The following is a 26,870-nucleotide window of genomic DNA, read 5'->3' on the forward strand; positions in this document are numbered from 1 at the left end:
TGTCATGACCTATTGCGTTGGCATCAAGTTCGATCGCGGACTCGCGTTCATGTCCGATACGCGGACGAATGCGGGCATCGACAGCATTTCCACCTTTCGCAAGATGTTCACCTGGTCGAAGTCCGGCGAGCGCGTGATCGTGCTCATGGCCGCGGGCAACCTGGCCACGACGCAGGCCGTTGTCAGCCTGCTCGACGAACGCTCCAAGGCGCCGTCGGAGCGCATGCCGTCGCTGCTCGAGACGCCGTCGATGTTCCAGACGGCCCGCGTTGTCGGCAATCTGGTCAAGGAAGTCATCGCCAATTCCGTGCCGGTCGGGCAGAGCCAGGACGCCTTCGGCGCGTCCTTCATTCTCGGCGGGCAGATCAAGGGCTCCGAGCCCCGTCTCTTCATGATCTATCCGGAAGGCAATTTCATTGAGGCCGGTTCGGACACGCCGTTCTTCCAGATCGGCGAGGCCAAGTACGGCAAGCCGATCCTGATCCGCGCCTACGACCCGAAGATGAGCTTCGAGGAGGCGGCCAAGCTCCTGATGGTCTCGTTCGATTCGACGCTGAAGTCGAACCTGTCGGTCGGCATGCCTCTCGACATGCTGTTCTACGAACGCGACAGCTTCGAGATCGGGTTCCGGAAGCGGATCACCTCGGATGATCCTTATTTCAGGACGATTTCCGATGGCTGGTCGAATGCGCTGCGGTCAGCCTTCGGCAGCCTGCCCGATTTCACCCTGTCGTGAGCCGTCGCGGGCGCCGAGCGAGTTGAGCTCCTGAAGCATGTCGAGCAGCGCCTCGATCCGCTCGCGGCCGAGTTTTGCTTCCATCTCTGCATAGATCGCCCGGCTGGCCGGCGTGACGTCGCGGATGAACTCCAGCCCCTTGGCCGTGATGCGCAGGACGACGCGGCGGGCGTCCACCTCGTCGCGGCCGCGGGTCACGAAGCCGCGATCCTCCAGCGTCCGCACGATGCGGGTCAGGCTCGGCGCCAGCAGGCAGGCGCGCGACGCGAGTTCGGTCGCGTCGAGCGCGCCCGTCTCGCCCAGCGTGCGCACGACGCGCCATTGCTGCTCGGTGATGTCGTGGGCTGCGAGCAGCGGGCGGAAATGCGACATCACCGCCTCTCGCGCCCGCAACAGGGCGATCGGCAGCGAGCGGTTGGTGTCGCGCGGGATCAGGAGGTCGTCTGGACAGGTCTGTTTGGGCGTCATCCGTCGCGTTGCAATCCCTGGCTGGCGCCGCCGACCGGGCTGGCGGCATGTCGTCCATGAGAGGGATAGTCGATCGCGACGGGGTTGGGAAATGGCCCAGGGAGCACTTTCGGGTGACAGCCGCGCCCTTGCCGCGATAGGTAGGCCGGTCACGTCGTTTTGGGGGAGAGAACATGGACAGCGAGGCGTTCCGGCACTGGTCGGTCAAGGCGGCGGAGTGGGGCGCGGACTATCGCGAAGGCCTGCGCGACCGCCCGGTCCGCGCGCAGACGGCGCCCGGCGAGATCGCGGCGGCGATCCCCGCTTCGCCCCCGGAGGAGGCGGAGGCGATGGAGGCCATCTTCGCCGATTTCGAGACAACCATCGTGCCGGGCATGACGCACTGGCAGCACCCGCGCTTCTTCGCCTATTTTCCGGCCAACGCGGCGCCGGTCTCGGTGGTGGCCGAGTATCTCGTCACCGCCATGGCCGCGCAGTGCATGCTGTGGCAGACCTCGCCGGCCGCGACCGAGCTCGAGACCAGGGTCCTCGACTGGCTGCGCCAGGCGCTCGGCCTGCCCGAGGGCTTTGCCGGCGTGATCCAGGACTCGGCCTCGTCGGCGACGCTCTCGGCGGTCCTCGTCATGCGCGAGCGCGCGCTCGACTGGACGGGCAACGGCCAGGGCCTGCCCGGCCAGAAGCGGCTGCGGGTCTATTCCTCCGATCAGGTCCACACCTCCATCGACCGCGCCATCTGGGTCTCCGGCATCGGCCAGGAGAACCTCGTGCGAATCGAGACCGAAGGCCCGTCGCGGCGCATGAACGCGAAGGCGCTGGAGCGCGCGATCGAGGCCGACCGGGCGGCCGGCCACCTGCCGGCCGGCATCGTCGCCTGCGTCGGCGGCACCAGCGTCGGCGGCACGGACGACGTCGCCGCGGTCTGCGCGGTGGCGAAGCGCCACCGGCTCTACGTGCACGTCGACGCGGCCTGGGCCGGCTCGGCCATGATCTGCCCGGAGTTCCGCACGCTCTGGACGGGCATCGAGGGTGCCGATTCGATCGTGCTCAACCCGCACAAATGGCTCGGCGCCCAGTTCGATTGCTCGACCCATTATGTGCGCGATCCCGACAGCCTGGTGAAGACGCTGGCGATCCAGCCCGAATTCCTCAAGACGCACGGCCGTGACGGCATCATCAACTACTCGGAATGGACCATCCCGCTCGGGCGCCGGTTCCGGGCGCTGAAGCTGTGGTTCCTGATGCGCGCGCACGGCCTGGAGGGGCTGCGCGGCATGATCCGCAACCATGTCGCCTGGGCGCAGGCGCTGGCGCTGCGGATCGGCGCCGAGGCGGATTTCGAGCTGGTCTCGGAGCCGATGCTGTCGCTGTTCAGCTTCCGCCATTGCCCGAAAGACGTCGCGGATCTCGATCGTCACAACATCGACCTGGTCAACCGCATCAACGACCTCGGCCGCATCTACCTGACCCAGACGCGGGTCGACGGCGCGGTGGCCATCCGCTTCCAGGCCGGACAGTTCGACGCCACCGAGGCCGACCTGGCCGAGGCCTTCGACGCCATCCTGTCGGCCGCCCGATCGATGCCCGGCTCGGCCTGACGCGTCGCCCGGGGATGCCGTGAAATATCGCTTGCCATGGCACGTCTTTCGTTTCTCTCTATGGGAAAGCAAAACGAAAGGGGGGCGCCATGTTCCTGTCGCCGCGGCATTCCGCCATCATCGAGATGGCGAAGGACAAGGGGCGCGTGCTGGTCGAAGACCTCGCACAGCATTTCGCGGTCACGCCGCAGACCATCCGCAAGGACCTGAACGACCTGTGCGACCAGCGGCTGCTCACCCGCATCCATGGCGGGGCGCTGTTTCCCTCGGGCATCGAGAACCTGGAATACGAGGCGCGGCGCAAGATCGCCGCCGACGAGAAGGATGCGATCGGCGACGCGGCGGCGCGGCTGATCCCCGACAACGCATCCCTGTTCGTCAACATCGGCACCACCACCGAGGCCGTGTCGAAGGCGCTCCTCGACCACAACGGGCTGATGGTCATCACCAACAACATCAACGTCGCGAACCGGATGCGCATCTATCCCTCGATCGAGGTGGTGATCGCGGGTGGCGTCGTGCGCGGCTCCGATGGCGGCATCGTCGGAGAGGCGGCCGTCGACTTCATCCGCCAGTTCAAGGTCGACTATGCCGTCATCGGCGCGTCGGCGATCGATCATGACGGCGCGCTTCTCGATTTCGACTTCCGCGAGGTGAAGGTCGCGCAGGCCATCATCGCCAATGCGCGGCATGTCATCCTCGTGGCCGACGGCACCAAGTTCGAGCGCACCGCGCCGGTGCGGATCGGCCACCTGTCGCAGGTGAACACCTTCATCACCGACCGCTGCGACGTGGAGGCGATCCGCGCGATCTGTGTGGAATCGGAGGTGCGGTTGATCGAGACCGGCCGCTGAGCGGCGCCTCAGGTTTCCTTTGCGCGCGTTTGACATTCGAATGAATTTCACTTTAGTCATTTGCCAGGGAGGAGCGGTTGGTGCGCGCATGGCGCGCCGGGCGTTGCACCCGGGGCAGGGGAAGGCGCCGCAGCTTCCCGAACGTGTCAGGGAGGCATGACGAAATGGGTTCCTTCATTCTGGCGATCGACCAGGGCACGACATCGTCGCGCGCGATCGTCTTCGACGCCGACATGACGGTCATGGCCGTCGGACAGCAGGAATTCCCGCAGATCTATCCGGCGTCCGGCTGGGTCGAGCATGACCCGGAAGCCATCTGGCATAGCGTCGTCGCCACCGTGAAGACCGCGTTGAAGAAGGCGAAGCTCAAGGCCGCCGACATCGCCGCCATCGGCATCACCAACCAGCGCGAAACCGTCGTCGTCTGGGACAGGGAAACCGGCGAGCCGATCCACAACGCCATCGTCTGGCAGGACCGGCGCACCGCGCAGATGTGCCAGAAGCTTGCGAAGGCTGGCCACGAGCCGGCGTTCGCAAAGAAGACCGGCCTGCTGCTCGATCCCTATTTTTCCGGCACCAAGCTCGCCTGGCTCCTCGACACGGTGAAGGGCGCCCGCAAGCGCGCCGAAAAGGGCGAGTTGCTCGCCGGCACGATCGACAGTTTTCTCATCTGGCGCCTGACGGCTGGCGCAAGCCATGTCACGGACGCCACCAATGCGTCGCGCACGCTGGTCTACAACATCGCGAAGAACCGCTGGGATGCCGAACTGCTCGACATTCTCGACATCCCGGCCGCCATGCTGCCGCAGGTGAAGGACTGCGCCGACGATTTCGGCGCCACCGACCCGGCGCTGTTCGGCGCGGCGATCCCTATCCTCGGCGTCGCCGGCGACCAGCAGGCGGCCACCATCGGCCAGGCCTGCTTCGAGCCGGGTATGATCAAGTCGACCTACGGCACGGGGTGCTTCGCCGTGCTCAACACTGGCGAGGAACTCGTCCGCTCCAAGAACCGGCTGCTCTCGACCATCGCCTACAGGCTCGACGGCAAGACGACCTATGCGCTGGAGGGATCGATCTTCGTGGCGGGCGCCGCCGTGCAGTGGCTGCGGGACGGCATCAAGGTCATCGGCAAGGCCGAGCACAGCGGCGAACTGGCGGCCCAGGCCGACGATGGCCAGGAGGTCTATCTCGTGCCGGCCTTCGTGGGGCTCGGCGCGCCGCACTGGGATCCCGACGCGCGCGGCGCGATGTTTGGCCTGACCCGCAACACCGGTCCGGCCGAATTTGCCCGTGCGGCGCTCGAATCGGTCGCCTTCCAGACGCGCGATCTTCTGGATGCCATGGACAAGGACGCGAAGGGCGTCGCGGCAAGCACGGTGCTCAGGGTCGATGGCGGCATGGTCGCCTCGGATTGGGCCATGCAGCGTCTGGCCGACATCATCGACGCGCCGGTCGACCGGCCGAAGATCCTGGAGACGACCGCGCTCGGCGCGGCCTGGCTCGCGGGCTCGAAGGCCGGGGTCTGGCCCGACGCGACCGAGTTCTCGCGCAAATGGGCGCTCGACCGCCGCTTCGAACCGGTCATGGAGGTCGTCGAACGCAAGCGCAAGGTCAAGGGCTGGAAGGACGCGGTACGCCGGACGCTGTCGTCCCGCTGATCGACGATTTGCGCGGGAAGAACGTCTGCACGGCCCCCGCAGTGCTTGCGGGGCGCGCGCCATGGCCCTATGAGACCCGCTTGAGATGACATCCGCTCCGGCCTTCCCGATCTATCCGCACCGCCACCTGCTTGGCATCAAGGACCTGTCGCCGGGCGACATCGAACTGCTGCTCGACCGGGCCGAAAAGGCCGTCGCGATCTCCCGCCAGCCGGAAAAGAAGACCTCGACGCTGCGCGGGCGCACGCAGATCAACCTCTTTTACGAATCCTCCACGCGCACGCAGTCCTCGTTCGAACTCGCCGGCAAGCGGCTGGGCGCCGACGTCATGAACATGTCGGTGGCAAGCTCTTCCGTGAAGAAGGGCGAGACGCTGATCGACACCGCCATGACGCTCAACGCCATGCGGCCCGACATTCTCATCATCCGCCATTCGTCGGCCGGAGCGGCCGCTCTGCTTGCCCAGAAGGTTGGCTGCGCGGTGGTCAATGCCGGCGACGGCGCTCACGAACACCCCACCCAGGCGCTGCTCGACGCGCTGACGATCCGCCGCGCCAAGGGGCGTATTGGCCGGCTCACCGTGGCGATCTGCGGCGACATCCTGCATTCGCGCGTGGCGCGTTCGAACATCATCCTGCTCAATGCGCTCGGCGCAGCCGTCAGGGTCGTGGCGCCGTCGACGCTGCTGCCCTCCGGCATCCGCGACATGGGCGTGACCGTCTACAACTCGATGGCCGAGGGTTTGAAAGGCGTCGACGTGGTCATGATGCTGCGCCTGCAGCGCGAGCGGATGGCCGGCGCCATGGTGCCCTCGGTGCGCGAATACTTCCGCTATTTCGGGCTCGATTCCGAGAAGCTGAAGGCCGCCAACGACGGCGCGCTGGTGATGCATCCCGGCCCGATGAACCGGGGTGTCGAAATCGCGTCGGAGATTGCCGACGGGCCGCAAAGCGTCATTCAGGAACAGGTGGAAATGGGCGTGGCCGTTCGCATGGCCGTGATGGAGGCGCTGCTCGATCCGCGCCGCGATCCGGAGGGCCGGGCATGAGGACGCCAGCGGTCGGCACCACCGTCTTCGAGAATGCCCGCGTCGTCGATCCGTCGCGCGGGCTGGACGAGCGCGGCACGGTGATCGTCGTCGACGGCGTGATTGCAGCGGCGGGGGCTTCCGCGGCGAACCAGGGCATGCCGGAAGGCGCCACCGTGATCGACTGCCGGGGCAGGGCGGTGATGCCCGGCCTCGTCGACGGACGCGTCTTCATCGGCGAGCCGGGCGGCGAGCATCGCGAGACGATCGCCTCGGCGAGCGCGGCCGCCGCGGCCGGCGGCGTCACCTCGCTGGTGATGATGCCGGACACCAACCCGATCATCGACGAGGTGTCGCTGGTCGAGTTCGTGTTGCGCACGGCGCGCGACACGGCGATGATCAACATCCATCCGGCCGCAGCCGTCACCCGCCACCTCGAAGGCCAGGAACTGACCGAGTTCGGCCTGATGCGGGAGGCGGGTGCGGTGGCCTTCACCGACGGACGCAACTCGATCCGAAGCCCGCTCGTCATGCGCCGCGCGCTGACCTATGCGCGCGATTTCGGCGCGGTCGTCGCCAACGAGACGCAGGACGCGGATCTGGCGGGCGCGGGCGTCATGAACGAAGGGCTCTTCGCCAGTTGGCTCGGACTGCCAGGCATTCCGCGCGAGGCCGAGGCGATCCCGCTCGAGCGCGACCTGCTGCTCGCGCGCCTGACCGGCAGTGCCTACCACGCCGCCAAGATCTCGACGTCTCTGTCGGCTGGCGCCATCGCGCGCGCCAAGAACGATGGCGCCAAGGTCACGGCCGGCATCTCGATCAACCATCTGTCGCTCAACGAGAACGACGTCGGCGAGTACCGCACCTTCTTCCGGCTCTCCCCGCCGCTGCGCGCCGAGGACGACCGCCTGGCCATGGTGGAGGCGGTGCGCGACGGCACCATCGACATCATCGTTTCCTCGCACGATCCGCAGGACGTCGACACCAAGCGTCTGCCCTTCGCCGACGCCGCCGATGGCGCGATCGGGTTGGAGACGCTGCTTGGCGCGGCCCTTCGCCTGCACCACAATGGCGACGTACCGCTGCTGCGGCTGGTCGAACTGCTGTCCACCGCGCCAGCCCGCTTGTTTGGCCTGCCGGGCGGGACGCTGAAGCCCGGCAGCCCGGCCGACCTCATCCTCGTCGATCTCGACGAACCCTGGGTGGTGCGCGAGGCGGATATCCGTTCGCGGTCGAAAAACACCTGTTTCGAAGGCGCGCGCCTGCAGGGCAGGGTCTTGCAAACCCTGGTGGCGGGTCGCACAATATTCACCGCAGCATAGAAGGCCGTCGGGGGGACAGCCCGCGGCCGGCACAGGAATGCCGATGCCCGATCCCATCAGCTGGCAGCTTGCCTTGCCCACTCTCATCGCAGCGCTGGTTTTCGGCTATTTGCTCGGATCGATTCCCTTCGGGCTGCTGCTGACGCGCGCGGCCGGCCTCGGCGACGTGCGCAAGATCGGCTCCGGCAACATCGGCGCGACCAACGTGCTGCGGACCGGCAACAAGAAGCTCGCGGCGCTGACGCTGCTGCTCGACGCTCTGAAGGGCACCGCTGCCGTGCTCGTCGCCGGTCTCTATGGACCCGAGCATGCGCTGGTGGCCGGTCTCGGTGCCTTTCTTGGCCATCTGTTCCCGGTCTGGCTCGGCTTCAAGGGCGGCAAGGGCGTTGCGACCTACCTCGGCGTGCTCGTCGCGGTTGCCTGGCAGGGCGCCCTGGTCTTTGCAGTCGCCTGGCTCGCCATCGCCTTCATCACCCGGTACTCGTCGCTGGCGGCGCTGGTGGCGGCCGTCGCGGTGCCGGTGGCGCTCTATCTGCTGGGCTTCGTCCAGGCCGGTCAACTGTTCGTGCTGATGAGCCTGATCGTCTTCGTCAAGCATCGCGCCAATATCGGCAGGCTGCTCACCGGAACAGAATCCCGGATCGGAGCCAAGGGGTGACCTCGGGGCCGGTCTCTGGGCCCCGGCTGCTCGGAGACCGGCAGCGGCTCAACTGGCTGCGCCTGATCCGGACCGATAATGTCGGCCCGGCCACCTTCCGCGACCTGATCAACCGGTTCGGCTCTGCCGAAAAGGCGCTGGAACGCCTGCCCGACCTGATCCGCGCGGGCGGCGCCGCGCGCGTTCCGAAGATCTGCGGCATCGCGGAAGCGGAGGCCGAACTGGCCGCTCTGGCAAGCCTCGGCGCCCGGCTGATCGCTATGGGCGAGCCCGACTATCCGCCGCTTCTGAGGATGATGGACCACCCGCCACCGCTCGTGACGGTGCTGGGCGAACCGGCCGTGTTCGCCCTGCCGCCGGTGGCGATCGTCGGCGCCCGCAACGCCTCGCTGGCCGGCATCAAGCTCGCGCGGACATTCGCCGCCGAACTCGGCCGCGAGGGCTATGCCGTCGTCTCCGGGCTCGCACGCGGCATCGACACGGCCGCGCATGAAGGCAGTCTGTCGACCGGAACGGTCGCGGTGCTGGCCGGCGGCATCGACCGGCCCTATCCGCCCGAGAACCTGGCGCTGCTCGACGAGATCACGCGGCGCGGCGGGGCGGCCATTTCGGAAATGCCGCTCGGCTGGGAGCCGCGGGCACGCGATTTTCCGCGTCGCAACCGCATCATCGTCGGCTTGTCGCATGGGTTGGTGGTGGTGGAGGCGGCGCTTCGCTCCGGCTCGCTGATCTCGGCGCGGCTGGCGGCCGACATGGGCCGCCTCGTCTTCGCCGTTCCCGGCTCGCCGCTCGACCCGCGCGCGGCCGGCACCAACGGGTTGCTCAAGGACGGCGCCACCCTGGTGACGGAGGCGCGCGACATTCTCGAGCAGATCGCGCCGCTGATCGGCGCGCCCATTCCGCAGGTGTCGTCGCTGGAAGAGCCGCCTGACTTCGCCGCGACGCCGCAGCCCGACGACAGCGACCGCGCGCGGGTGGTGGAGTGCCTCAGCGCCACGCCGACGGGCATCGACGAGGTCATCCGCCACACCGGCCTGCATCCCGCGCAGGTGTTCATGATCCTGCTGGAGCTCGACCTCGCCGGCCGGCTGGAACGCCATGCCGGCGGCATGGTGTCGCTGCTGTTCCTTGATTGAGCGGCCGGGTCGGCTCCGCGCTCGGGTTCACGCGGGCAGCATGAAGCCGCCGAAGAAACCCGCCAGTTCGTCATGCGCGTCGATCGGCAGCACATGGGCGACATACTGGTCCGGGCGCACGACGACGATGCAGCCGCGATGGCGGTCGATTCCGCGCAGGTCGAAGATGTCGCGTCCGGGCTTCGGGTCGGCGCAAAACATCTTCTCGTAATCGATCAGGCCGAGCCGTCCCTTGCGGGGCTTGAGGAAGGCGGGCATGCGCTCGAGCGCCAGATCGCGCGGCGCCTGCTGGAAGATCGCGCGGAGGTCGAGCACGGTGTCCACGTTCTCCCCCCCGCGCGTGTACCGCCGGACGGGTGACTCCGGTGCGTCGAGGAGGAACCGGCCGAGTCCGACGATCGCCGAATCGTCGCGAGCGGGATCCCCGGAGGGGCAGAAGACGAACAGGCGCCAGCGCGTATCGGCCTCGACGACATGTCCGAGCTCCATCGGCCTGGCGTCCGCCAGGCGCACGACCGGCGCGGAATGGAAGCGGGAGCCGATGGCGAAACCGTCGGCAAGCGCCTGCCAGGCCGCCTTCGCGGTGAGGATCGAGGGCTTGTAGGTGACCGACAGTCCCGCCGTGTAGCGGCCATGCTCGATGAAATAGCGCTGGAACTTCGGCGCATCTTCCGTCGTCTCGCTCTCTGTCTTCGGCCTTTCGCTCATGATGCGCGACCATTCCCGGTCGAACTCGATCAGGTCGCGGGCCACCGCCTGCCGCTCCGCCGAATAGCTGTGCAGGACATCGGGCGGGCATAGGCCCTGGAGTACCGACACCAGCTTCCAGCCGAGGTTGAAGGCGTCGCCCATCGAGACGTTCATCCCCTGTCCGGCTTTCGGGCTGTGGGTGTGGCAGGCGTCGCCGCAGATGAAGACATGCGGCAGGCGGGACGCAACGTCTCCGTCTGGCACGTCGTCGAACCTGTCGGTCAGACGTTGGCCGATCTCGTAGACGGACCACCAGACGACGTCCTTGACGTCGATCGTGTAGGGTCGGAAGGTTCGCTGCGCGGTCGCGATCAATTGTTCGACCGTGATGTTGCGGGCCGCGACCCGTTCGCCCTCGGCCAGCTTGTCGAGTTCCACGTAGAAGCGCACGAGGTAGCCGCCTTCGCGCGGGATGATGACGATGTTGCCGCCGCTGGCCGACTGGATCAGCGATTTGCAGCGGATGTCGGGAAAGTCCGTCACGGCGAGGACGTCCATGACACCCCAGGCCTGATTGGCGGCATCGCCAACGAGTTCACGGCCGATCGCCTTGCGGACCCTGCTGCGCGCGCCGTCGCAACCCACCACATAGCGCGCCCGGACGGTGACCATCTCGCCCTCGTGGTCCGGGTCCAACCGTTCAAGTCGAACCGTGGCTGGATGGTTCGGCTCGCGAGGATCGACGTACAGATCGACGAACCGCATCGAGTAGTCGGGCGCGAGCCGCGACGGCGAATTGCGCATGATGTCGAGATACATGTCGTGCACGCGGGCCTGGTTGAGAATCTTGTGCGGCATTTCCGACAGGCTGTCCTCGACATCCTGGATGCGACCGGTGCGGATGATGAGGTCCGGCCGCGCCGTGTCGGGCTTCCAGAAGGTGGTCTCGTTGACCTGGTAGCCCTGCCGTATCACCTTTTCGGCGAAGCCGAAGGCGTTGAACATTTCCATCGAACGGCAGGAAATGCCGTCCGCCTGTCCTTTCTCGATTGGGCCGGATCGCTGTTCGACGATGCGGGTCCTGATCCCCGGAAAGCCGGAGAGCAACGCCGCCAGCGTTAGGCCGGCGGGACCGCAGCCGACGATGAGCACGTCGACGGGCTCCTCGAAATCCCGGTCAGGCGCCGGGCGACCGGGCGCGGCTTCGGCGATGTCCGGATCGCCAGGCCGGAAGCCTTCGAGGTGGTACTGCATCCGCGGTCTCTCCGGGAAAATGATATGTCAACTTATGATACCGTGAGCGGGGTTGTCCAGTGAAGTAGTGAGTGTAATTATCAATTCTCGTTGGTGGACCGTTCGCATGTCTGCGGAGTTTCGGGGCCCAGAGAGATGCGGGAGACGATCGTTGACACCGTTGTCCAGAAAGCCCGGCCATCTCATCCGGCGCCTGCACCAAATCTCGACGCACGTGTTCACCGAGCGTGTCCGGGAAGCCGGTTTCGACCTCACCTCGGTGCAATATGCGGCGCTTGACGCGCTCGGCTCGAATCTGGGTGTCGATCAGGCGCGCCTCGCCGACATGGTGGCCAAGGATCGCGCGACGACCGGGGCCGTGGTGGAACGGCTGGAGCAGAAGGGGCTGGTGTCACGAACCGTGAACGATCGCGACAAGCGCGCACGCATCCTAATGCTCACGCCCGAAGGCGTGGACCTGCTCGCCCGCGTGACCCCGGTCGTGGAGGAACTGCAGCGGGAAATCCTGCGGGGGCTAGACGATCACGAATACAACCGGTTCATCGAACTGGCGGCCAAGGCGGCGGCGTCGACCGGCTCGGGCGACAAAGCCTGATCCAGTTCCAGCTCCTGTCGCACCGGGAGAATCAGTTCCAGCCGCGTTCCAGGAGCCTCATCGCCTGGGCAACCGTCTGCGTGGCCCCGTGCAGGACCATGTCCGGCGCCAACTCGATTGCCGCGATGAAACTGCTCTGAAAAAGGATGTCGTCCTCGACGATCGCGACTTTGATCTGCACGACGTCGTCTCGCATCATGGCCTCCCGCATGAGCAACCATTCTAAGGCTTTGTCACACGATCCTTGTCGCTATTTCTAGCGATATGTGGACTTGCGCGCCTGCCCAATAATGCCGGTCATGTTTGGGCAGCGCGGAATGCCGCGCCTGCCCCGATTTCGCATTGGGATGGGTTCGATCCATGATCTTACGGAAACTCGCCGCTGCATCGGTCTTTCGAGCACTGTCGCTGACGCGCGGCGTTTCCCTGCTGGCTCTTTCGGCCGGCATGGCCATTGGGCTCGCTGAGCGTGGTTCGGCTTGCGTTGCTGGCGGGCAGCCGCGAAGCACGATGGACAGATTCCTGCTCGGGACCTATGGCACCCTGAACGAAGGCGCGACCACGCTCGCCGCTGCCCTGTCCCTTGGCGCCAGCCGCGTTTCGACATGTCGCGCGATCTCGGTCGGCGCCGTGACCAACCAAGGCGCAGGCGAAATACTGGACGAATTCGATAGGTCTGTCGCTCGAAGCGACCCACGACCTCGACGCTTCGACGACCCTGTTCCCCTAGGCGAGCCTGGGGCTCGGCTCGCACAGACTTCCTAAGGGGATATGCCCATCCCGGCAGGCCTTTGCTCCCCGCTGATCGAGGCATTCCTTTCAAACTAGCGATGTTCTTGCCAAGGTTCACCATATCCGCGATACGCAGATCAGTGAGGCCGCATCTGCCGCGCGCCTGCCCGATGGGTGATTGGTCCAGAATCCGAACAGTACGAGTAGATGGCTTGAAATATCACGCACACAGATTCGCCGTCGCCCCGATGATGGACTGGACGGATCGTCATTGCCGCTTTCTGCACCGGCAATTGAGCGGCCGCGCGCTTCTCTATACCGAAATGGTTGTCGCCGACGCGGTCATTCACGGGGATCGGCAACGGCTGCTCGGATTTGACGCCTGTGAGCATCCTGTCGCGTTGCAGCTCGGCGGCAGCGACCCGGCGAAACTTGCCGACGCGGCACGGATCGGCGCGGCGTTTGGTTACGACGAGATCAACCTGAATGTAGGCTGCCCATCCGACCGGGTGCAGTCCGGCACCTTCGGCGCCTGCCTGATGAAGTCTCCGGCGCTCGTCTCCGATTGCGTCGACGCGATGAAGCAAGTCGTCGAGATTCCCGTGACCGTCAAGTGCCGGCTGGGCGTCGACGACCAGGACATCGAAACCGCGCTCGACGAGTTGGCCGACGGTGTTTTCACGCGGGGCGCGGATGCCCTGTGGGTCCATGCGCGCAAGGCGTGGCTGGAAGGGCTCAGTCCGAAGGAAAACCGGGACATCCCGCCACTCGACTATGAGCGTGTGTACCGATTGAAGGCGAGATATCCGCACTGGTTCATAGGATTGAACGGTGGAATCAATACATTGCATGAAGCAGAACTGCATCTTGGTCATGTCGATGGCGTCATGCTTGGTCGCGCCGCCTACCACACGCCGGCGTTGCTGGCCGGCGTCGACAGGCTTTTGTCGCATGGCAAGGCGTCGCAGGCGGATTTGACCACCGTCATCGATGCCATGGCCGAATATGCCGGGCAACACATTGCAGCCGGTGGACGGCTCTCACACGTGACGCGACATATGGTCGGCCTCTTCCACGGACGCCCCGGCGCACGAAGGTACCGCCAGATCCTTTCCACAGAAGCGACCCACGCGAACGCCGGACCCGAGGTTCTGCACGAGGCCTTTTCTGTCGTTGCGGTAGCCTCCGACGCGCAAGCGGCGTGACACGCTGCATCTGTCTTCCTGGTTGAGAATAGCCGATCGGGAGACGCGATCTGCGCGAAGAAAAACCAGTCGTTAAGGAAAATCGGCAACCTTAGAGCGACGGAGCAAATTACTTTGGGCTCTCGAGGGGAATCGATGGCATCGCTGAATATGAAGATCACGGGCGGCGTTGCTCTGTCCGGACTTGTATGCGTCTTGACGGCCGGAACGGGCCTCTATGTCGCGAGGAATCTCGGCAACGAACTGAACGGCGCGCTCCAGTCCGCCGAAGTGCTGCGCCATCACATGCAGGCCGACATGATGCATGATGCCCTTCGCGGCGACGTCGTTTCCGCCATCCAGGCGGCGTCGATCAGCATTGGGTTCGATGCCAAGCAGATCAGGGAGGAGTTCGTCGAGCATTCAGCCAGTTTCACCGATTCGATCAACGCCGCCCGGGGCATGGCAACCGACGCGGAGGCCATCGCGGCGCTCGATCAGGTTGCAGAGCCGCTCAAGGCCTATCAGGAACTCGCAGCCAGGATCATCGAGGAAACCGGGCGCTCCAACTTTGGAGCTCAGGAAATGTATCCGGCATTCAAGGCCCAGTTCGACACGCTCGAAGATGCCATGAGCGAGGCCTACGCGAAGATTCAGGCGGCCGCGAGCCGTGAGGCGGAGGCCGCGCTCGCGGGCGCATCGCTCGGACAGTACACAATGCTCGGTCTTTTAGCGCTCGGAGTTCTCTTGTGCGGCGCCCTTACGTTGATCTCGCGCCGACAGGTGGTGAAGCCCCTTCAGGACGTGACCGGAGTGCTGGAGCGCCTGTCGAAAGGCGATTTGTCGGCGCAGCCGCCGAGCGTCGAGCGCAGCGACGAGATTGGCAAGATGAACCATGCCCTCCAGGCATTCCACAAGGCCGTCGTGGCACGACAGGCCGAGCTTCAGGCCGCCGACCAGCGCGAGGCGCTGGAAGCGGAACGACAGCGCAATGAGCAATTGCGAGCCGATGCCGAACAAGCGCAAACGCAGGTCGTCTCCTCCATCGCCGACGGACTCTCCAGCCTCTCTCGCGGCGACTTCACCGTTCGGCTCGAACATGCCTTTCCGACGTCCTACGAAAAGCTTCGCCACGATTTCAACGCGACGGTCGGATCCCTGTCGGAAACAATCGCCGCAATCCTGTCGTCCGTGGCCGCGATCCGCAGCAGTTCGGGCGAGATATCGCGAGCAGCCGACGATCTGTCACTTCGCACGCAACAACAGGCGAGCGGCCTCGAAGAGGCGGCTGCCGCCATCGGCGAGATCACCGATACCGTCAACCGCACGTCGGCGGGCGCACAGGATGCTAATGATTCCGTCCGCAGTGCCAACAGCGAGGTCGATCGCGGCGGCGAGGTCGTTCGCCAGGCCATCGACGCGATGAGCGGCATCGAGAAATCCTCCGGCTCGATCGGTCAGATCATTGGCGTGATCGACGAGATTGCCTTCCAGACCAACCTTCTGGCGCTCAATGCCGGTGTCGAAGCGGCGCGCGCAGGGGAAGCCGGCCGAGGCTTTGCGGTGGTTGCACAGGAGGTGCGTGCTCTTGCGCAGCGTTCGGCCGAAGCGGCCAAGGAAATCAAGTCCCTGATCTCCAGCTCGACCGATCAGGTCAATCGGGGAGTGGATTACGTCGGCGAGACCGGCGCGGCGCTGACGCGCATCGCCGAACAGGTCCGCAAGGTCAACGGCATCGTCTCGGATATCGCCTCCTCGGCTCGCGAACAGGCAACCGGCATCGCCGAGATCAACACGACCGTCGACCAGATGGATAAGGTAACGCAACAGAACGCGGCCATGGTGGAGCAGACGACGGCGGCGAGTCATCAACTCGCCCGCGAGGCAGAGCAACTTGCCGCGCTGGTGGGCCGCTTCCGGATTTCGGGCCAAGCATCCAGCGGCGCCGGCGCCTTCGCTCCGCGCGCGACCAAGCCAGCGGTCAGCGTCTCCTACACGTCCGAGGGCAACGCCGCCCGCAAGCTCCAGGTCACTCAGGAGCCTGACGGGTGGGAAGAATTCTGACTTCAGGAAACTGACGAAAGCAACGATCGACCAAGACCGGACCATTCGCCCGGGCATTTTCTTGCGCCCGTGAAGGCAAGTTGCTCCGTTCGCCGCCGCGGGTCGACGTGGGCGTGATTTACTTCCATGGCCTGAACCGGTAGCGAACGGGTCGAGAGGGCCCGCATGTTGCCGATCGAGATGCCGATAACCGAGATCGCGACGTTCGCGGCCGGTGTAGCCTTTGCGGGCGCTGTCTCCGGCGTCCTTGCGGGCGTGTTCGGAATTGGCGGCGGCGCGGTGCTCGTCCCCGTCTTCTACCAGGTGATGACCGCGCTCGGCGTCGACGAGGGCGTGCGCATGCACGTCGCCGTCGGCTCCTCTCTCGCCATCATCGTACCGACATCGCTACGCTCTTTCCAAGGCCACCACGCCCGCGGCGTGGTCGACATGGAACTTCTGCGAAACTTTCTGGTGCCGGTGCCGCTCGGGGTTCTGGTGGCCACGTTGATCGCCGCCTCGATTTCCAGCGAAGGGCTGCGGCTGATCTTCGCGCTGATCGCGCTTGCTGTCGGCCTGCGGCTCGCGTTCAATCGCGGCTCATGGCGGCTGGGAAGCGAGATTCCTGGCAATCCCTGGCGCGCGGCGATCGGGTTCGTCATCGGGCTGCTTTCAACCTTGATGGGAATTGGTGGCGGCGTCATGAACAACACCTTCATGTCGTTGTTCGGCCGACCCATGCACCAGGCGGTTGCCACGTCGGCTGGGGTCGGCGTGCTGATCGCGATTCCGGGAACGATTGGCTACATCTGGGCAGGCTGGGGTGATGCGCGGTTGCCAATAGCGTCGACCGGTTACGTCAATTGGATTGCTGTCGCTCTGATTCTGCCGATCACCCTTCTGGTCACGCCTTTCGGGGTGCGGATCGCGCATGCGATGAAGAAGCGGCACCTAGAAACCGCCTTCGGCACGTTCCTTCTTTTGGTCTCCGGCAGGTTCTTCTGGAGCCTCTACGGCTGAAACACTCAGTCGCGCAGGATCATGACGTCGCGACGAACATCGAACCCTGAGAGGGTGCCGATGAAATTCATGCCGAGCAGACTCTGGCCGAGGGTACCGGGTGCTGCGACAAGAACCGGCAGACGGCGACGTTCGATCGAGCCGACGCCGATCATGTCGACGGTTGCGCGCGCTGCACGCGTCACGCCGTTGGCTGTTGAAATGGGCACACCATAGTCGAGTGTCGACGGGTCTATGCCGACGCGCCTTGCGTCCTCCGCCGAAAGCACGGTCGATGTGGCCCCGGTGTCGACGATGAAATCGACTGAAACGCCGTCGACCAAAGCCCGAGCGCCAAAATGGCCATTCGCCAGCATGTCGAGCCGCACCACCGCGTCATCACCGGAAAACGACATCGAAAGCGGACTTCCAGGCACCAAGCCGACGGTGACGCGGTTGGCGACGTCCTGAAGTTCGTAGCGGTATTGATAGCCGCCGATGAACACGAGGAAGACCAAGAGCCAGCCTCCGATCATCTTGGCACCGTGTCCCCAAGAGGTTCGCGAGAAGACCACGCCCGCGCCGACAACCAGCGCAAGTGCGCCAAGCTGGATCATGCTGGCAAAGGAGTCATGGCCGACGCCCATCACCGTGCCGGCATCGTGGTTGACAACCAGCAGCACGAGCCCGCCGGCCAACACGAGCATGGTGATCCAGAAAAGCCGCATCAATCTGGCTCCGTCATTCCGCCCTCGCGAGCCATGCGCGCCCGGCGCGTTTCGCGGCGCGGGCGACGTTCGACGGTTTCAAGCCGAGCGGGGAGTTCGGCCATGATCGCCCTGCGTTCCGATGGCGCCATGGCAATCCATGTGCCGATTTCCCCTTGCGTGCGACCGCATCCGAAACAGTATCCGGTTTTGATGTCCATCGAGCAGACCAGGATGCAGGGAGATTCGATTGCGTTCATGTCTTGCCCTTCGAGGATGTTTTCACATGGTGGGAAACAGCCCTGTACGCAAGGGAAAGAGCTCTGCGTCTTCATGACAAGATCGTAACCGTTGTCGCGGCTGTCGCATCGGTCTATTCCCGCCGATGATCGGCCCCGCACACGGGTGAGCCCCTGCAATGGATGATGCCATGACGACCGGATTGCCCTTCGATGACTACCGATCGCTGCTGACGAAGCTCCCGGGACCTGATGAGGCTGCGGGCGCGGCGGCGCGGCGGCGGATCGAGCGCATCGCGCCGGCCGACCGGCTCGGACTGCTTGGCGCACTTGCCGTCTGGCTCGCCGAGTGGAGCGGCCGGACGCCCCCGACCGTGAACCGACCGCAGCTGGCCGTCTTTGCCGGCAATCACGGCGTCGCGCCGCATGGGGCGATGGTGCAACCGGTTTCGACAACGGCCGCAATCGTCGAGCACTGCGCCGCCGGCGGCAGGCCCGTGAACCAGATCTGTGTGGCGAGTGACGTGGGCTTCAAGGTCTACGATCTCGCGATCGACATGCCGACGGGCGACATCGGTGCGGAAGCGGCGATGGACGAGAAGGGTTGCGCGGCAACCATGGCTTTTGGAATGGAAGCGACGGCCGGCGGAATGGACCTGCTCTGCGTCGGGTCGGTGGGCGTCGGTGGAGAGATCGCCGCAGCTGCGGTTTTCGCGGCCATTTGTGGTGGTTCGGGCGTCGACTGGGCGATCGGCTCCGATGGAGCCGCCACGCAGCGTGCCGCTCTGGTGGATCAAGCGCTGGCCACCCATCGCGGGCATCTATCGGATCCGCTCGAGGTCCTGCGGCGTCTCGGCGGGCGGGAAATGGCAGCGATCGCCGGTGCGATCCTGGCTGCGCGCGCGCAGAAGATTCCGGTTCTGCTCGACGGCGACCAGGCGATTGCGGCCGCGCGCTTGCTTCAGGCAGCAAATCCGGCGGCTCTCGATCACTGCCGGCTCGCCACGATGCCGGTGGACGCGGCGCTAGCGAAAGCAGCACGACAGCTTGGTCTGCCGACGGTTCTCACGCTTGACGTCGACCTTCCGGAAGGGGCAGCGGCAGCGCTGGCCGTCAGCACGGTTCGGGCAGCTGCACTTTGCCTGGCGAACGTGCAGCCGCTGATCATCCTGGAGCAATAACGGGTCCGCCAGAAGAGTGAAGCGCCCATTCAACTCGCGGCGGCGAGTTGAATGGGCGCTTCGGCGCTGCGGTTGGTCCCGAGCACTCTCGATGCCGGGAAGATTGCGAAAACCTCCGTGCCTTCGCGCAGCTTCGACCGGAGATCGAACTTGCCACCGTGGAGCTCGAGCAGGCCCTGCACGATCGGCAGGCCAAGGCCGGTACCCTGCTCGGCGCTCTTGATGGCGATCGATCCCTGGCCAAACGCCGACAGGACAACCGGGATTTCGTCGGCCGGTATGCCGGGTCCGTTGTCCTTGACCGAGATGTACTGACCGCCTCCGGCCGTCCAGCCGACGCGCACCCGGACGGTACCTCCGGTCGGTGCGAATTTGAGTGCGTTGGAAAGGAGGTTGAGTGTGATCTGGCGCACGGCACGCTCGTCGGCCAGCAACTGCGGTAACTCCGGCTCGAAATCCTGAATGACGTGGATGTCCTTGTTGCGCGCCTTTAGCGCCACGAGATGGCAGCACTCTTCCACGATGTCGCAGAGGATCACAGGTTCCGGATTGATCTGGTAGCGCCCGGCCTCGATACGGGAAATGTCGAGGATTTCGTTGATCAAGTCGAGGAGATGCTCGCCAGAATCGTGGATGTCACGAGCATATTCCCTGTAGGTTGCGTTCTCCATCGGTCCCAGAACCTCGTCGGCCATCACCTCAGAAAATCCCAGAATGGCATTCAGGGGCGTTCGCAACTCGTGGCTCATCGATGCGAGGAAACGCGATTTGGCGAGGTTGGCCTCTTCCGCACGGCGGCGAGCCTCATCAGAGATCGCGTTCGCCGTCTCGAGTTCTGCGATCAGCCCGTCCTTCTCGGTGCGGAAGGAGAGCAGCATCACGGTCGAGCGGTTCAGATGCGAGGACACATAAGCGAAGAACGGGAGTGACATCGCCAGTAGGCCGCCCATCACGATCTGGACGGGCTCGCCGTTTTCGAACGCGAGATAGAGGTACACCATTACCGGCACGGCGAAGGTTGCCAGAAGCGCGCCCCGCAGCGCATAGGCAAGAATTGCGGTCGCGGCGATTGCAAGCAGCAGAATCACGGCCTTGATGATGGGAAACTGTTCGATCTGACAGGCCTCGCATCCGAGGCCGGAAAACCACGCCCACGCAAAGCCCGTTGCACCGTGCAGCATCAGGAAGCTGATGCGGACCGGTGTCTGCTCGTCCGGACCCGCCCGTCCGACATATTGTGCGAAGGCTGCAAGCGCCGCGTAGATGGCAGCCGAGGTCATCGCCCAGAGCACGACCACCACCCCCATGCCAGCAAAGAGACCAGCAAGGGCGACCGCAATTGCAAACAGCGGAACGACCACGGCACTGCCCGTTAGCGCGCGCGCATGCAGTCTCAGCATCTCGCGGTCGAACACGGGATTGCCTGGCTGCTGCGCCAAACGATCGCGCGCCTCGCGAACAGTCCGCGCCACGTCCGGGTTGCGGCGCGGCTTCGTACGGTCCACGATATTCTTGTCCGCCGAGGTCGAGCGTCTGGGAGCCATCCGGGCCAGGTTGATGTTGGAGCGACAGGTTCGTATGGAAAATTACTTTCGAATTGTTAAGAGACCATTCCGGCGGTCCTCTCGCCCGAAGTGGCGGGTCGACAAGATACGGGAGGCCGATCGTGAGGCTGTTCGACGGGGGCAAGGCCCCAAATCCGCGCCGCGTGCGCATTTTTCTGGCCGAGAAAGGCATCGAGGTCCCGCTCGTGCCGGTCGACATGACTTCGCTCGGGCACCGCGATCCCGAGATAACGCGCCGAAACCCCCTGCAACGGTTACCAGTGCTCGAACTTGACGATGGTACGATCCTGACGGAATCCGTCGCGATCTGCCGATACTTCGAGGAACTGCACCCCGAACCGGCCCTGTTCGGTGTCGGGGCGCTTGGACGGGCTCAGGTCGAGATGTGGCAGCGGCGCATGGAGCTGAACTTCTTGTTGCCCGTCGGGAACGCCTTTCGCCACATCCACCCCGCAATGAAGGAATGGGAAGTGCCGCAGATCGCCGAATGGGGCGAGGCCAACAAACCAAGGGCGATTGATTTCCTGGCAATCCTCGACAGGGTTCTCGCCGACCGGGAATTTGTGGCCGGCGACAGCTACTCGGTCGCGGATATTACCGGAATGATTGGGGTCGACTTCATGAAGCCCGCTCGCATCGCCTTGCCGGAGGATCTGGTCAACGTGAAGCGCTGGTACGCTGCCGTGTCCACGCGACCCAGCGCTGGCGCCTGAACAGTCCCTTGATCGAAACGGATCTCGAGAGCCTCGTTTCCAGGATCCGCGCTTGCCGGATCTGTCGCGATGCGCCCGGCGGCATGCCGTTGCCGCACGAACCGCGGCCGGTCGTCGTCGCGTGGAAAATGGCGCGCATCCTGATCGCGGGGCAGGCGCCGGGCCTGCGTGTGCACGAGACGGGCATTCCCTTCAACGACCGCTCCGGCGACCGACTGCGCGAGTGGCTGGGCGTTACGCGCGAGACGTTCTACGATCCCGCGAACTTCGCCATCGTGCCGATGGGGTTCTGCTTTCCGGGCTATGATTCCAAGGGGTCTGATCTACCACCGAGGAACGAGTGCGCGCAGGTCTGGCGCTCGACGCTGTTGGCGGCCATGCCGCAGGTCGAGTTGGTGGTGACGATCGGACAATACGCGCAGGCCTGGCATCTCGGCGCGTCGCGCAAAGCGTCGCTAACCGACACCGTCGCCGGCTGGCGTGATGTCCTTGCTGCGCCTGGCAAGCCACGCCACTTACCACTTCCGCATCCGTCATGGCGCAATTCCGGATGGCTGAAGCGCCATCCCTGGTTCGAAGCCGAATTGCTGCCAGTGCTGCGACGTGAAATCGCCATGCGTGTTCATCAGTCAGGTTAGGATGGTTCCAGCTGCTTGCGGCGTGTCGAGAGAAAATGTTTCTTGCAAGCTGTAGGGAGGCGGGTAGATTCCGCAAAACCATTCCGGAGCCAGCTTCCATGGACCGCCTCGACAAGAAAATCCTGCGTCTCATGCAGGAGGACGCTACGCTCGCCGTTGCGGACATCGCCAAGAAGGTCGGTCTGTCGACCACCCCCTGCTGGCGTCGGATCCAGAAGCTGGAGGAGGAGGGCGTCATTCAACGCCGCGTGGCGGTTCTCAATCCGGAAAAGGTCAATACGCGGGTAAACGTATTCATCTCGATCCGTACGAGCGCACACAGCCTCGAATGGCTGAAGCGATTCTCGGAAGTGGTGCAGGAGTTTCCCGAAGTCGTCGAGTTCTACCGCATGAGCGGCGACGTCGACTACCTGATCCGTGTGGTGGTTCCGGACATCGCAGCCTATGACGCGTTCTACAAAAAGCTTATCGCCAAAATCGAGATTCGTGACGTGTCCTCGGCCTTTGCCATGGAGCAGATCAAGTACACCACCCAGCTCCCACTCGATTACATGGTGCTTGAGAAAGACGGCAATGCCAGTGCGGCGGGCTGATATCGCTCAACATAAAGTGAGCCGCAAGGCTTGATCGCTTTCGGCGGTATGAAACCACAGGGAAGCAGTTGAAGCTCAACGTCTGATCTTCCTCGACCCTTTTTCGGCCTGCCTTACCTCTATCCGTGCCAGCGTCCTTGCAGCGGTCAACTCCCGAATAGCATCATTCCCGATCCAGCGGGCGGTACGGTCGGAGCTTTCGGCAAGCCGTCGCGAGGACGCGAGCGCTGCCGCGTGAAGGCTCGTGGATCGCTTGCCGATTTGGCGCAGGGCCCAGTTCACGGCTTTGCGGACGAAGTTTCGCGGATCATTTGCATGGCGTTCGATCAGAACAAGCCATTCGATGAAGGTCGCATCGGGTTCGTTTTTTCGGTGAACGGCGGCCCCGGCCATCATGGCGAAGGCCGCGCGTAGGACGAACTCGCGTTCGTCGGCGGCGAACGCGGGGACCAGATCGAAGTGACCGGCCTCTACGAAGAGGGTAGAGGCGCTGTCGACGATCTCCCAAGAGTCGAACCCGTCCGCCCAACGGCGTACTTGTTCCGCCGTCACCTGTTTTGGGTCGTCTGTGAAGACGGCAAGCAGCCGCGCCTCGCGCCAGCCGGTTTCCCAAAGTGCAAGCGCCCGCTCGTGATCGCGTTTCAGCGCGCGGGCGAGTGAACGCAGTGCGGTGTTGCGGACCCCGAGGGAGCGGTCGGTGACGATGCCGAACCGCGCCATGCCGGCGCGGTTCTCGTCGCTGCCAAGTGCGCGAAGATGGTCGATGATTTCGTCGACGACCCAGTTGGGCGAGGGCGCCGGCACGCGATGGCCTAATTGCCGAGGCGGGCGAGCAGCGAGGACGTGTCCCAGCGCCTGCCGCCCATCGACTGGACGTCCTTGTAGAACTGGTCGACGAGTGCAGTGACAGGCAGTTTCGCGCCGTTGCGGTCGCTCTCGTCGAGGACGATGCCAAGATCCTTGCGCATCCAGTCGACCGCGAAACCGAAATCGTACTTGCCGGCGATCATCGTCTTGTGCCGGTTTTCCATCTGCCACGAACCGGCCGCCCCCTTGGAAATGACATCGATAACCTTGTCCATGTCGAGCCCGGCCTTCATGCCGAAATGGATGCCTTCGGCAAGTCCCTGGACGAGACCGGCGATGCAGATCTGGTTCACCATCTTGGTCAACTGACCGCTGCCGGCCGGCCCCATGAGGCCGACCATGCGTGCATAGGCCTCGATGACCGGACGGGCCGTCTCGAACGTTGCTGCATCGCCGCCACACATGACCGTGAGCACGCCATTTTCCGCGCCTGCCTGACCGCCAGACACGGGCGCGTCGATGAAGCCGAAGCCGGCCGCGCGGGCCGCGGCATCGAGTTCGCGGGCAACCTCGGCCGAAGCGGTCGTGTTGTCGATGAATACCGCCCCTTTCTTCATGGCCGAGAATGCGCCGTCCTGACCGATCGTCACGGAGCGAAGGTCGTCGTCATTGCCGACGCAGCAGAATACGAAGTCCTTGTCCTTGGCCGCCTCGGCCGGTGTCGATGCCATCGCCCCGCCATGCTGCTCGACCCAATTCGCGGCCTTGGCGGCCGTGCGGTTGTAGACCGTGACGGCATGGCCGCCCTTGTGCTTTAGGTGCGCCGCCATGGGATAGCCCATCACGCCCAGCCCCAGAAATGCGATGTTCGCCATCGTTTTCTCCTGCAATTTTTCATGTTTACGTTGGGAGGCGGAATCAGCGCTTCAGGTGCACCGTGATCCGCCTCTCGATCCAGTCGACGATGTTGCGCAACAGCTCGACGATCGCAAGGTAGATGATCGCCGCCCATATGTAGGTCTGGAAATCGAAGGTGCGGGAATAGGCACGGCGCGTTTCGCCCATCAGGTCGTAGACGGTGATGATTGCGACGATTGCCGAGCCCTTGATCATCAGGATGATCTCGTTGCCATAGGGCCGCAGCGCCACGATCATTGCCTGAGGGAGGACTATCTTCCACAGGGTCTGCAGCTTCGAAAGGCCGAGCGCCGAGGCTGCTTCCCACTGACCGCGCGAAACGCTCTCGATCGCGCCGCGCAGGATCTCGGCCTGGTAGGCGGCGGTGTTGAGCGTGAAGGCGAGTATGGCGCAGTACCACGCCTCGCGAAAGAAGGTCCACAGGCCGAGCGCCTGCAATTCCGGTCGGAACGAGCCGAGACCGTAGTAGATGAGGAAGGTCTGCGCGATCAGCGGGGTGCCGCGAAAGAAATAGACGTAGACATAGGCGAGACCGCCCAGGACCCGGTTCTGGGACAGGCGCATCCAGGCAATCGGCACGGACAGCAAGGCCCCGAAGACGATCGAGAGGCCCACCAGCGTCAGCGTCACGCCGAGCCCCGAGAGATAGTAGGGCAGATATCGTTGAAAAAGCTCGGGCTTCCACGCAGCCACGAGGTAGGCGACGAGGCCGATGCCGCAGAGCAGCCACAGGCCTAGCAGGACGGCACCCGCGATCCGCTCCCCGGTCCAGGGGCGTGGCGGCGCGGGCGGCTTCTCGACGACCGAGGCCGGTGCGATCTCGCTCATCGTGCGGGGCCCTTCTTCTGCCCGACCCGGCGCTCGATCGCGCCGATGCCGAAGGAGGAGATGATGGCGAGGGCGAGATAGATCAGGCAGGCGAGACCAAAGAACAGGAAGGCCTCCTTGGTGACACGCGCGGCGATACCGCTCTGGCGCAGGATGTCGGAAAGTCCGATGGCCGACACCAGCGCGGTATCTTTGAGCAGGATCAGCCAGAGATTCGACAGGCCGGGCAGCGCGACGCGAACCAGTTGCGGAAGGATGACCAGGCGCATGGTTTGGCCTTTCGTCAGGCCGACCGAGTACCCGCCTTCGTACTGCCCCTGGGGTATCGCCTTGAATGCGGAGAGGAAGACTTCGCTCGCGTAGGACGAGAAGACCGCGCCGAGCGCGATCATGCCTGCCACGAAGCTGTTGATCTCGACGGTGGCGGTCGGACTGAAGAAGCGCACGATCTGCTGGATGCCAATCTGGGCGCCGTAAAAGACGACGAAGAGCGTCAGCAGTTCGGGAAGCCCGCGGAAAATGGTTGTGTAGATACTGCCGGCCAGCCGCAGGGTCCGTTCTTCGGAGCGCTTTGCCAGCGCAACGAAGAATCCCGCGAGCAGACCGAACGGAAGCGTCGCGAGCGCCAGAAGTATCGTGACCTTGACGCCGGAAGCAATCTCGTCAAGCCAGCCGTCCGGTCCCCAACTGAGCAGTGTCCAGACGCTCTGCATCGGTCAGGAACCGTCTGTTCGCAACGTCCAGGTCGAACGAGCGCACCGGCGACGGAACGTGCCGCCGCCGGGCATTAGAGAAAAGGCAGGCTGTGCGTCAGCCGCCATAGACGTCGAAGTCGAAGTACTTCTCGTTGATGGCCTGGTACTTGCCGTTGGCGCGGATCGCGTCGATCGCCTGGCTGAACCTGTCGGCCAGTTCGGTCTCGCCCTTGCGGACAGCGATCCCGGCGCCCGGGCCGTGGATCTCTTCCACAGGCGTGATCGTGCCGACAATCTTGCAGCACTCGCCGTCGGGCGTGGCCAACCATTCAGACAGCACCACCACGTCATCGTTGACGGCGTCGAGGCGGCCATTGGCCAGGTCGAGCTGATACTCCTGCGCGGTCGGATAGGCGCGTATGTCGCTGTCCGTGTAGGTAGCTTCCGAGAAGTTGAAATGCGTGGTCGCGCCCTGCGCACCAACGGTCTTGCCGGCGAGGGCTTCTTTGGTCACGCCAGTGATGTCGGTGTCTTTCGGCGCCGCGATCGCGGGCGGGGTGTTGTAGTACTTCTTGGAAAAGTCGACCTGCTCTGAACGTTCCGGCGTGATCGACATGGAAGCGATGATGGCGTCGAACTTGCCTGCCTGGAGCGCCGGAATGATGCCGTCCCAATCCTGCGTGATGAACTCGCATTCGGCATTCATCTCTTCGCAAAGCGCACGGGCGATGTCGATATCGAAGCCTTCGAGTTGGCCCGCAGATGTCAGGTTGTTGAAGGGTGGATACGCACCCTCGGTACCGATCCTGATCTTCATTCGGTCCTGCGCGTGGGAGGCGCCGACTGTTAAGACTAAAGCTGCGGCCGAAAGCGCAAGCGCGAGACGCGTCGTGGTTTTCATGGTTCTCCTCATATTATTCTTGTCCCTGGTTGGCGAAGTTCCGCCGTGCTCCCAGGGCGACCGGCGTTCAGACCCAGCCTGAAACGATACTCCCACTGTTTTCGAGCGAAACGCAACCGCAAAGCACGTGCGCC

26 protein-coding genes and 1 pseudogene are annotated in these 26,870 nt (G+C 64.5%); 16 read left to right on the plus strand and 11 right to left on the minus strand.

What is annotated here, in order from left to right; all coding sequences use genetic code 11:
• The first annotated feature begins 4 nt into the window (after window positions 1-4).
• Entirely contained in the window at window positions 5-736 is a 732-nt protein-coding gene (locus EJC49_RS09350; protein ID WP_126699582.1) for a proteasome-type protease, read from the plus strand.
• Here the strand turns inward: EJC49_RS09350 and hpaR are convergent.
• Window positions 698-1,204, minus strand: a complete 507-nt coding sequence (hpaR, locus tag EJC49_RS09355; protein ID WP_126699584.1) for a homoprotocatechuate degradation operon regulator HpaR — start codon at window positions 1,202-1,204, stop codon at window positions 698-700. The genes EJC49_RS09350 and hpaR overlap by 39 nt on opposite strands.
• Before the next feature lie 173 nt (window positions 1,205-1,377).
• Between hpaR and EJC49_RS09360 the strand changes: the two genes are divergently transcribed.
• The 7 genes from EJC49_RS09360 (at window position 1,378) to dprA (ending at window position 9,454) form a co-directional block, all read left to right on the plus strand.
• Window positions 1,378-2,799 (plus strand): pyridoxal phosphate-dependent decarboxylase family protein, encoded by a 1,422-nt coding sequence (locus tag EJC49_RS09360; RefSeq protein WP_126699586.1) that lies wholly within the window; start codon window positions 1,378-1,380, stop codon window positions 2,797-2,799.
• An 89-nt stretch (window positions 2,800-2,888) separates the two neighbouring features.
• Window positions 2,889-3,653: a DeoR/GlpR family DNA-binding transcription regulator gene (locus EJC49_RS09365; protein ID WP_126699588.1), complete on the plus strand. Its 765-nt coding sequence runs from the start codon at window positions 2,889-2,891 to the stop codon at window positions 3,651-3,653.
• Between the two features lie 164 nt (window positions 3,654-3,817).
• Window positions 3,818-5,311 carry a glycerol kinase GlpK gene (gene glpK, locus EJC49_RS09370; RefSeq protein ID WP_126699590.1) on the plus strand — a complete coding sequence of 498 codons (1,494 nt, stop codon included), beginning with the start codon at window positions 3,818-3,820 and terminating at the stop codon, window positions 5,309-5,311.
• An 85-nt stretch (window positions 5,312-5,396) separates the two neighbouring features.
• Window positions 5,397-6,359, plus strand: coding sequence for an aspartate carbamoyltransferase catalytic subunit (locus EJC49_RS09375; RefSeq protein ID WP_126699592.1), 963 nt, complete (start codon window positions 5,397-5,399; stop codon window positions 6,357-6,359).
• A complete protein-coding gene (locus tag EJC49_RS09380) occupies window positions 6,356-7,660 on the plus strand; it encodes a dihydroorotase (RefSeq protein WP_126699594.1) in 1,305 nt (434 codons plus the stop codon). Before EJC49_RS09375 ends, EJC49_RS09380 begins: the two co-directional genes overlap by 4 nt.
• 43 nt (window positions 7,661-7,703) lie before the next feature.
• Entirely contained in the window at window positions 7,704-8,318 is a 615-nt protein-coding gene (gene plsY, locus EJC49_RS09385) for a glycerol-3-phosphate 1-O-acyltransferase PlsY (protein WP_126699595.1), read from the plus strand.
• A complete protein-coding gene (gene dprA / locus EJC49_RS09390; protein WP_126699597.1) occupies window positions 8,315-9,454 on the plus strand; it encodes a DNA-processing protein DprA in 1,140 nt (379 codons plus the stop codon). Before plsY ends, dprA begins: the two co-directional genes overlap by 4 nt.
• 27 nt (window positions 9,455-9,481) lie before the next feature.
• Here the strand turns inward: dprA and EJC49_RS09395 are convergent, their stop codons facing one another.
• Complete coding sequence (locus tag EJC49_RS09395; protein ID WP_126699600.1) at window positions 9,482-11,398, minus strand: FAD-binding monooxygenase; 1,917 nt, start codon at window positions 11,396-11,398, stop codon at window positions 9,482-9,484.
• A 151-nt stretch (window positions 11,399-11,549) separates the two neighbouring features.
• Here EJC49_RS09395 and EJC49_RS09400 point away from each other — a divergent pair, with 151 nt between their 5' ends.
• Window positions 11,550-11,993: a MarR family winged helix-turn-helix transcriptional regulator gene (locus EJC49_RS09400; RefSeq protein WP_210211780.1), complete on the plus strand. Its 444-nt coding sequence runs from the start codon at window positions 11,550-11,552 to the stop codon at window positions 11,991-11,993.
• Between the two features lie 31 nt (window positions 11,994-12,024).
• On the opposite strand, the gene EJC49_RS09405 is transcribed toward EJC49_RS09400, so the two are convergent.
• Window positions 12,025-12,204, minus strand: coding sequence for a helix-turn-helix domain-containing protein (locus EJC49_RS09405; protein WP_126699602.1), 180 nt, complete (start codon window positions 12,202-12,204; stop codon window positions 12,025-12,027).
• Between the two features lie 691 nt (window positions 12,205-12,895).
• On the opposite strand from EJC49_RS09405, the gene dusA reads away from it, so the two are divergent.
• From dusA to EJC49_RS09420, 3 genes are all read left to right on the plus strand, one after another.
• Window positions 12,896-13,930: a tRNA dihydrouridine(20/20a) synthase DusA gene (gene dusA, locus EJC49_RS09410; protein WP_126699659.1), complete on the plus strand. Its 1,035-nt coding sequence runs from the start codon at window positions 12,896-12,898 to the stop codon at window positions 13,928-13,930.
• A 135-nt stretch (window positions 13,931-14,065) separates the two neighbouring features.
• The gene (locus EJC49_RS09415) at window positions 14,066-15,973 is read left to right on the plus strand and encodes a methyl-accepting chemotaxis protein (RefSeq protein WP_126699604.1); all 1,908 of its coding nucleotides are present in this window, start codon (window positions 14,066-14,068) and stop codon (window positions 15,971-15,973) included.
• A 165-nt stretch (window positions 15,974-16,138) separates the two neighbouring features.
• On the plus strand, window positions 16,139-16,972 hold the full coding sequence (locus EJC49_RS09420) for a sulfite exporter TauE/SafE family protein (RefSeq protein ID WP_126699606.1): 834 nt from the start codon (window positions 16,139-16,141) through the stop codon (window positions 16,970-16,972).
• 5 nt (window positions 16,973-16,977) lie between these two features.
• On the opposite strand, the gene EJC49_RS09425 is transcribed toward EJC49_RS09420, so the two are convergent.
• Window positions 16,978-17,679, minus strand: a complete 702-nt coding sequence (locus EJC49_RS09425; protein WP_170314668.1) for a TIGR02281 family clan AA aspartic protease — start codon at window positions 17,677-17,679, stop codon at window positions 16,978-16,980.
• Window positions 17,679-17,918 carry a DUF1289 domain-containing protein gene (locus tag EJC49_RS09430; protein WP_126699661.1) on the minus strand — a complete coding sequence of 80 codons (240 nt, stop codon included), beginning with the start codon at window positions 17,916-17,918 and terminating at the stop codon, window positions 17,679-17,681. Before EJC49_RS09430 ends, EJC49_RS09425 begins: the two co-directional genes overlap by 1 nt.
• 170 nt (window positions 17,919-18,088) lie before the next feature.
• On the opposite strand from EJC49_RS09430, the gene EJC49_RS09435 reads away from it, so the two are divergent.
• A complete protein-coding gene (locus EJC49_RS09435) occupies window positions 18,089-19,078 on the plus strand; it encodes a nicotinate-nucleotide--dimethylbenzimidazole phosphoribosyltransferase (protein WP_126699610.1) in 990 nt (329 codons plus the stop codon).
• Window positions 19,079-19,107: 29 nt separating this feature from the next.
• On the opposite strand, the gene EJC49_RS09440 is transcribed toward EJC49_RS09435, so the two are convergent.
• Complete coding sequence (locus EJC49_RS09440; protein ID WP_126699612.1) at window positions 19,108-20,622, minus strand: sensor histidine kinase; 1,515 nt, start codon at window positions 20,620-20,622, stop codon at window positions 19,108-19,110.
• 122 nt (window positions 20,623-20,744) lie between these two features.
• Between EJC49_RS09440 and EJC49_RS09445 the strand changes: the two genes are divergently transcribed.
• The 3 genes from EJC49_RS09445 to EJC49_RS09455 all read left to right on the plus strand — a co-directional run bounded on the left by EJC49_RS09445 (window position 20,745) and on the right by EJC49_RS09455 (window position 22,587).
• Entirely contained in the window at window positions 20,745-21,356 is a 612-nt protein-coding gene (locus EJC49_RS09445; protein ID WP_126699614.1) for a glutathione S-transferase, read from the plus strand.
• An 8-nt stretch (window positions 21,357-21,364) separates the two neighbouring features.
• Window positions 21,365-21,994, plus strand: coding sequence for a uracil-DNA glycosylase family protein (locus tag EJC49_RS09450; RefSeq protein WP_245453330.1), 630 nt, complete (start codon window positions 21,365-21,367; stop codon window positions 21,992-21,994).
• A gap of 98 nt (window positions 21,995-22,092) precedes the next feature.
• Window positions 22,093-22,587, plus strand: coding sequence for an Lrp/AsnC family transcriptional regulator (locus EJC49_RS09455; RefSeq protein WP_126699616.1), 495 nt, complete (start codon window positions 22,093-22,095; stop codon window positions 22,585-22,587).
• Between the two features lie 75 nt (window positions 22,588-22,662).
• Here the strand turns inward: EJC49_RS09455 and EJC49_RS09460 are convergent, their stop codons facing one another.
• The 5 genes and pseudogenes from EJC49_RS09460 to EJC49_RS09480 form a co-directional block, all read right to left on the minus strand.
• On the minus strand, window positions 22,663-23,391 hold the full coding sequence (locus EJC49_RS09460; RefSeq protein ID WP_126699618.1) for a DNA alkylation repair protein: 729 nt from the start codon (window positions 23,389-23,391) through the stop codon (window positions 22,663-22,665).
• 8 nt (window positions 23,392-23,399) lie between these two features.
• Window positions 23,400-24,287 (minus strand): annotated as a pseudogene (locus EJC49_RS09465) (NAD(P)-dependent oxidoreductase); the annotation flags it as partial.
• A gap of 25 nt (window positions 24,288-24,312) precedes the next feature.
• Window positions 24,313-25,140 carry an ABC transporter permease gene (locus tag EJC49_RS09470; RefSeq protein WP_126699622.1) on the minus strand — a complete coding sequence of 276 codons (828 nt, stop codon included), beginning with the start codon at window positions 25,138-25,140 and terminating at the stop codon, window positions 24,313-24,315.
• Window positions 25,137-25,853 (minus strand): ABC transporter permease, encoded by a 717-nt coding sequence (locus EJC49_RS09475; RefSeq protein WP_126699624.1) that lies wholly within the window; start codon window positions 25,851-25,853, stop codon window positions 25,137-25,139. Before EJC49_RS09475 ends, EJC49_RS09470 begins: the two co-directional genes overlap by 4 nt.
• 97 nt (window positions 25,854-25,950) lie before the next feature.
• Window positions 25,951-26,736 (minus strand): ABC transporter substrate-binding protein, encoded by a 786-nt coding sequence (locus tag EJC49_RS09480; RefSeq protein WP_126699626.1) that lies wholly within the window; start codon window positions 26,734-26,736, stop codon window positions 25,951-25,953.
• Window positions 26,737-26,870: the final 134 nt, after the last annotated feature.

The sequence above is a fragment of the Aquibium carbonis genome (assembly GCF_003970795.1).
GTDB lineage: Bacteria > Pseudomonadota > Alphaproteobacteria > Rhizobiales > Rhizobiaceae > Aquibium > Aquibium carbonis.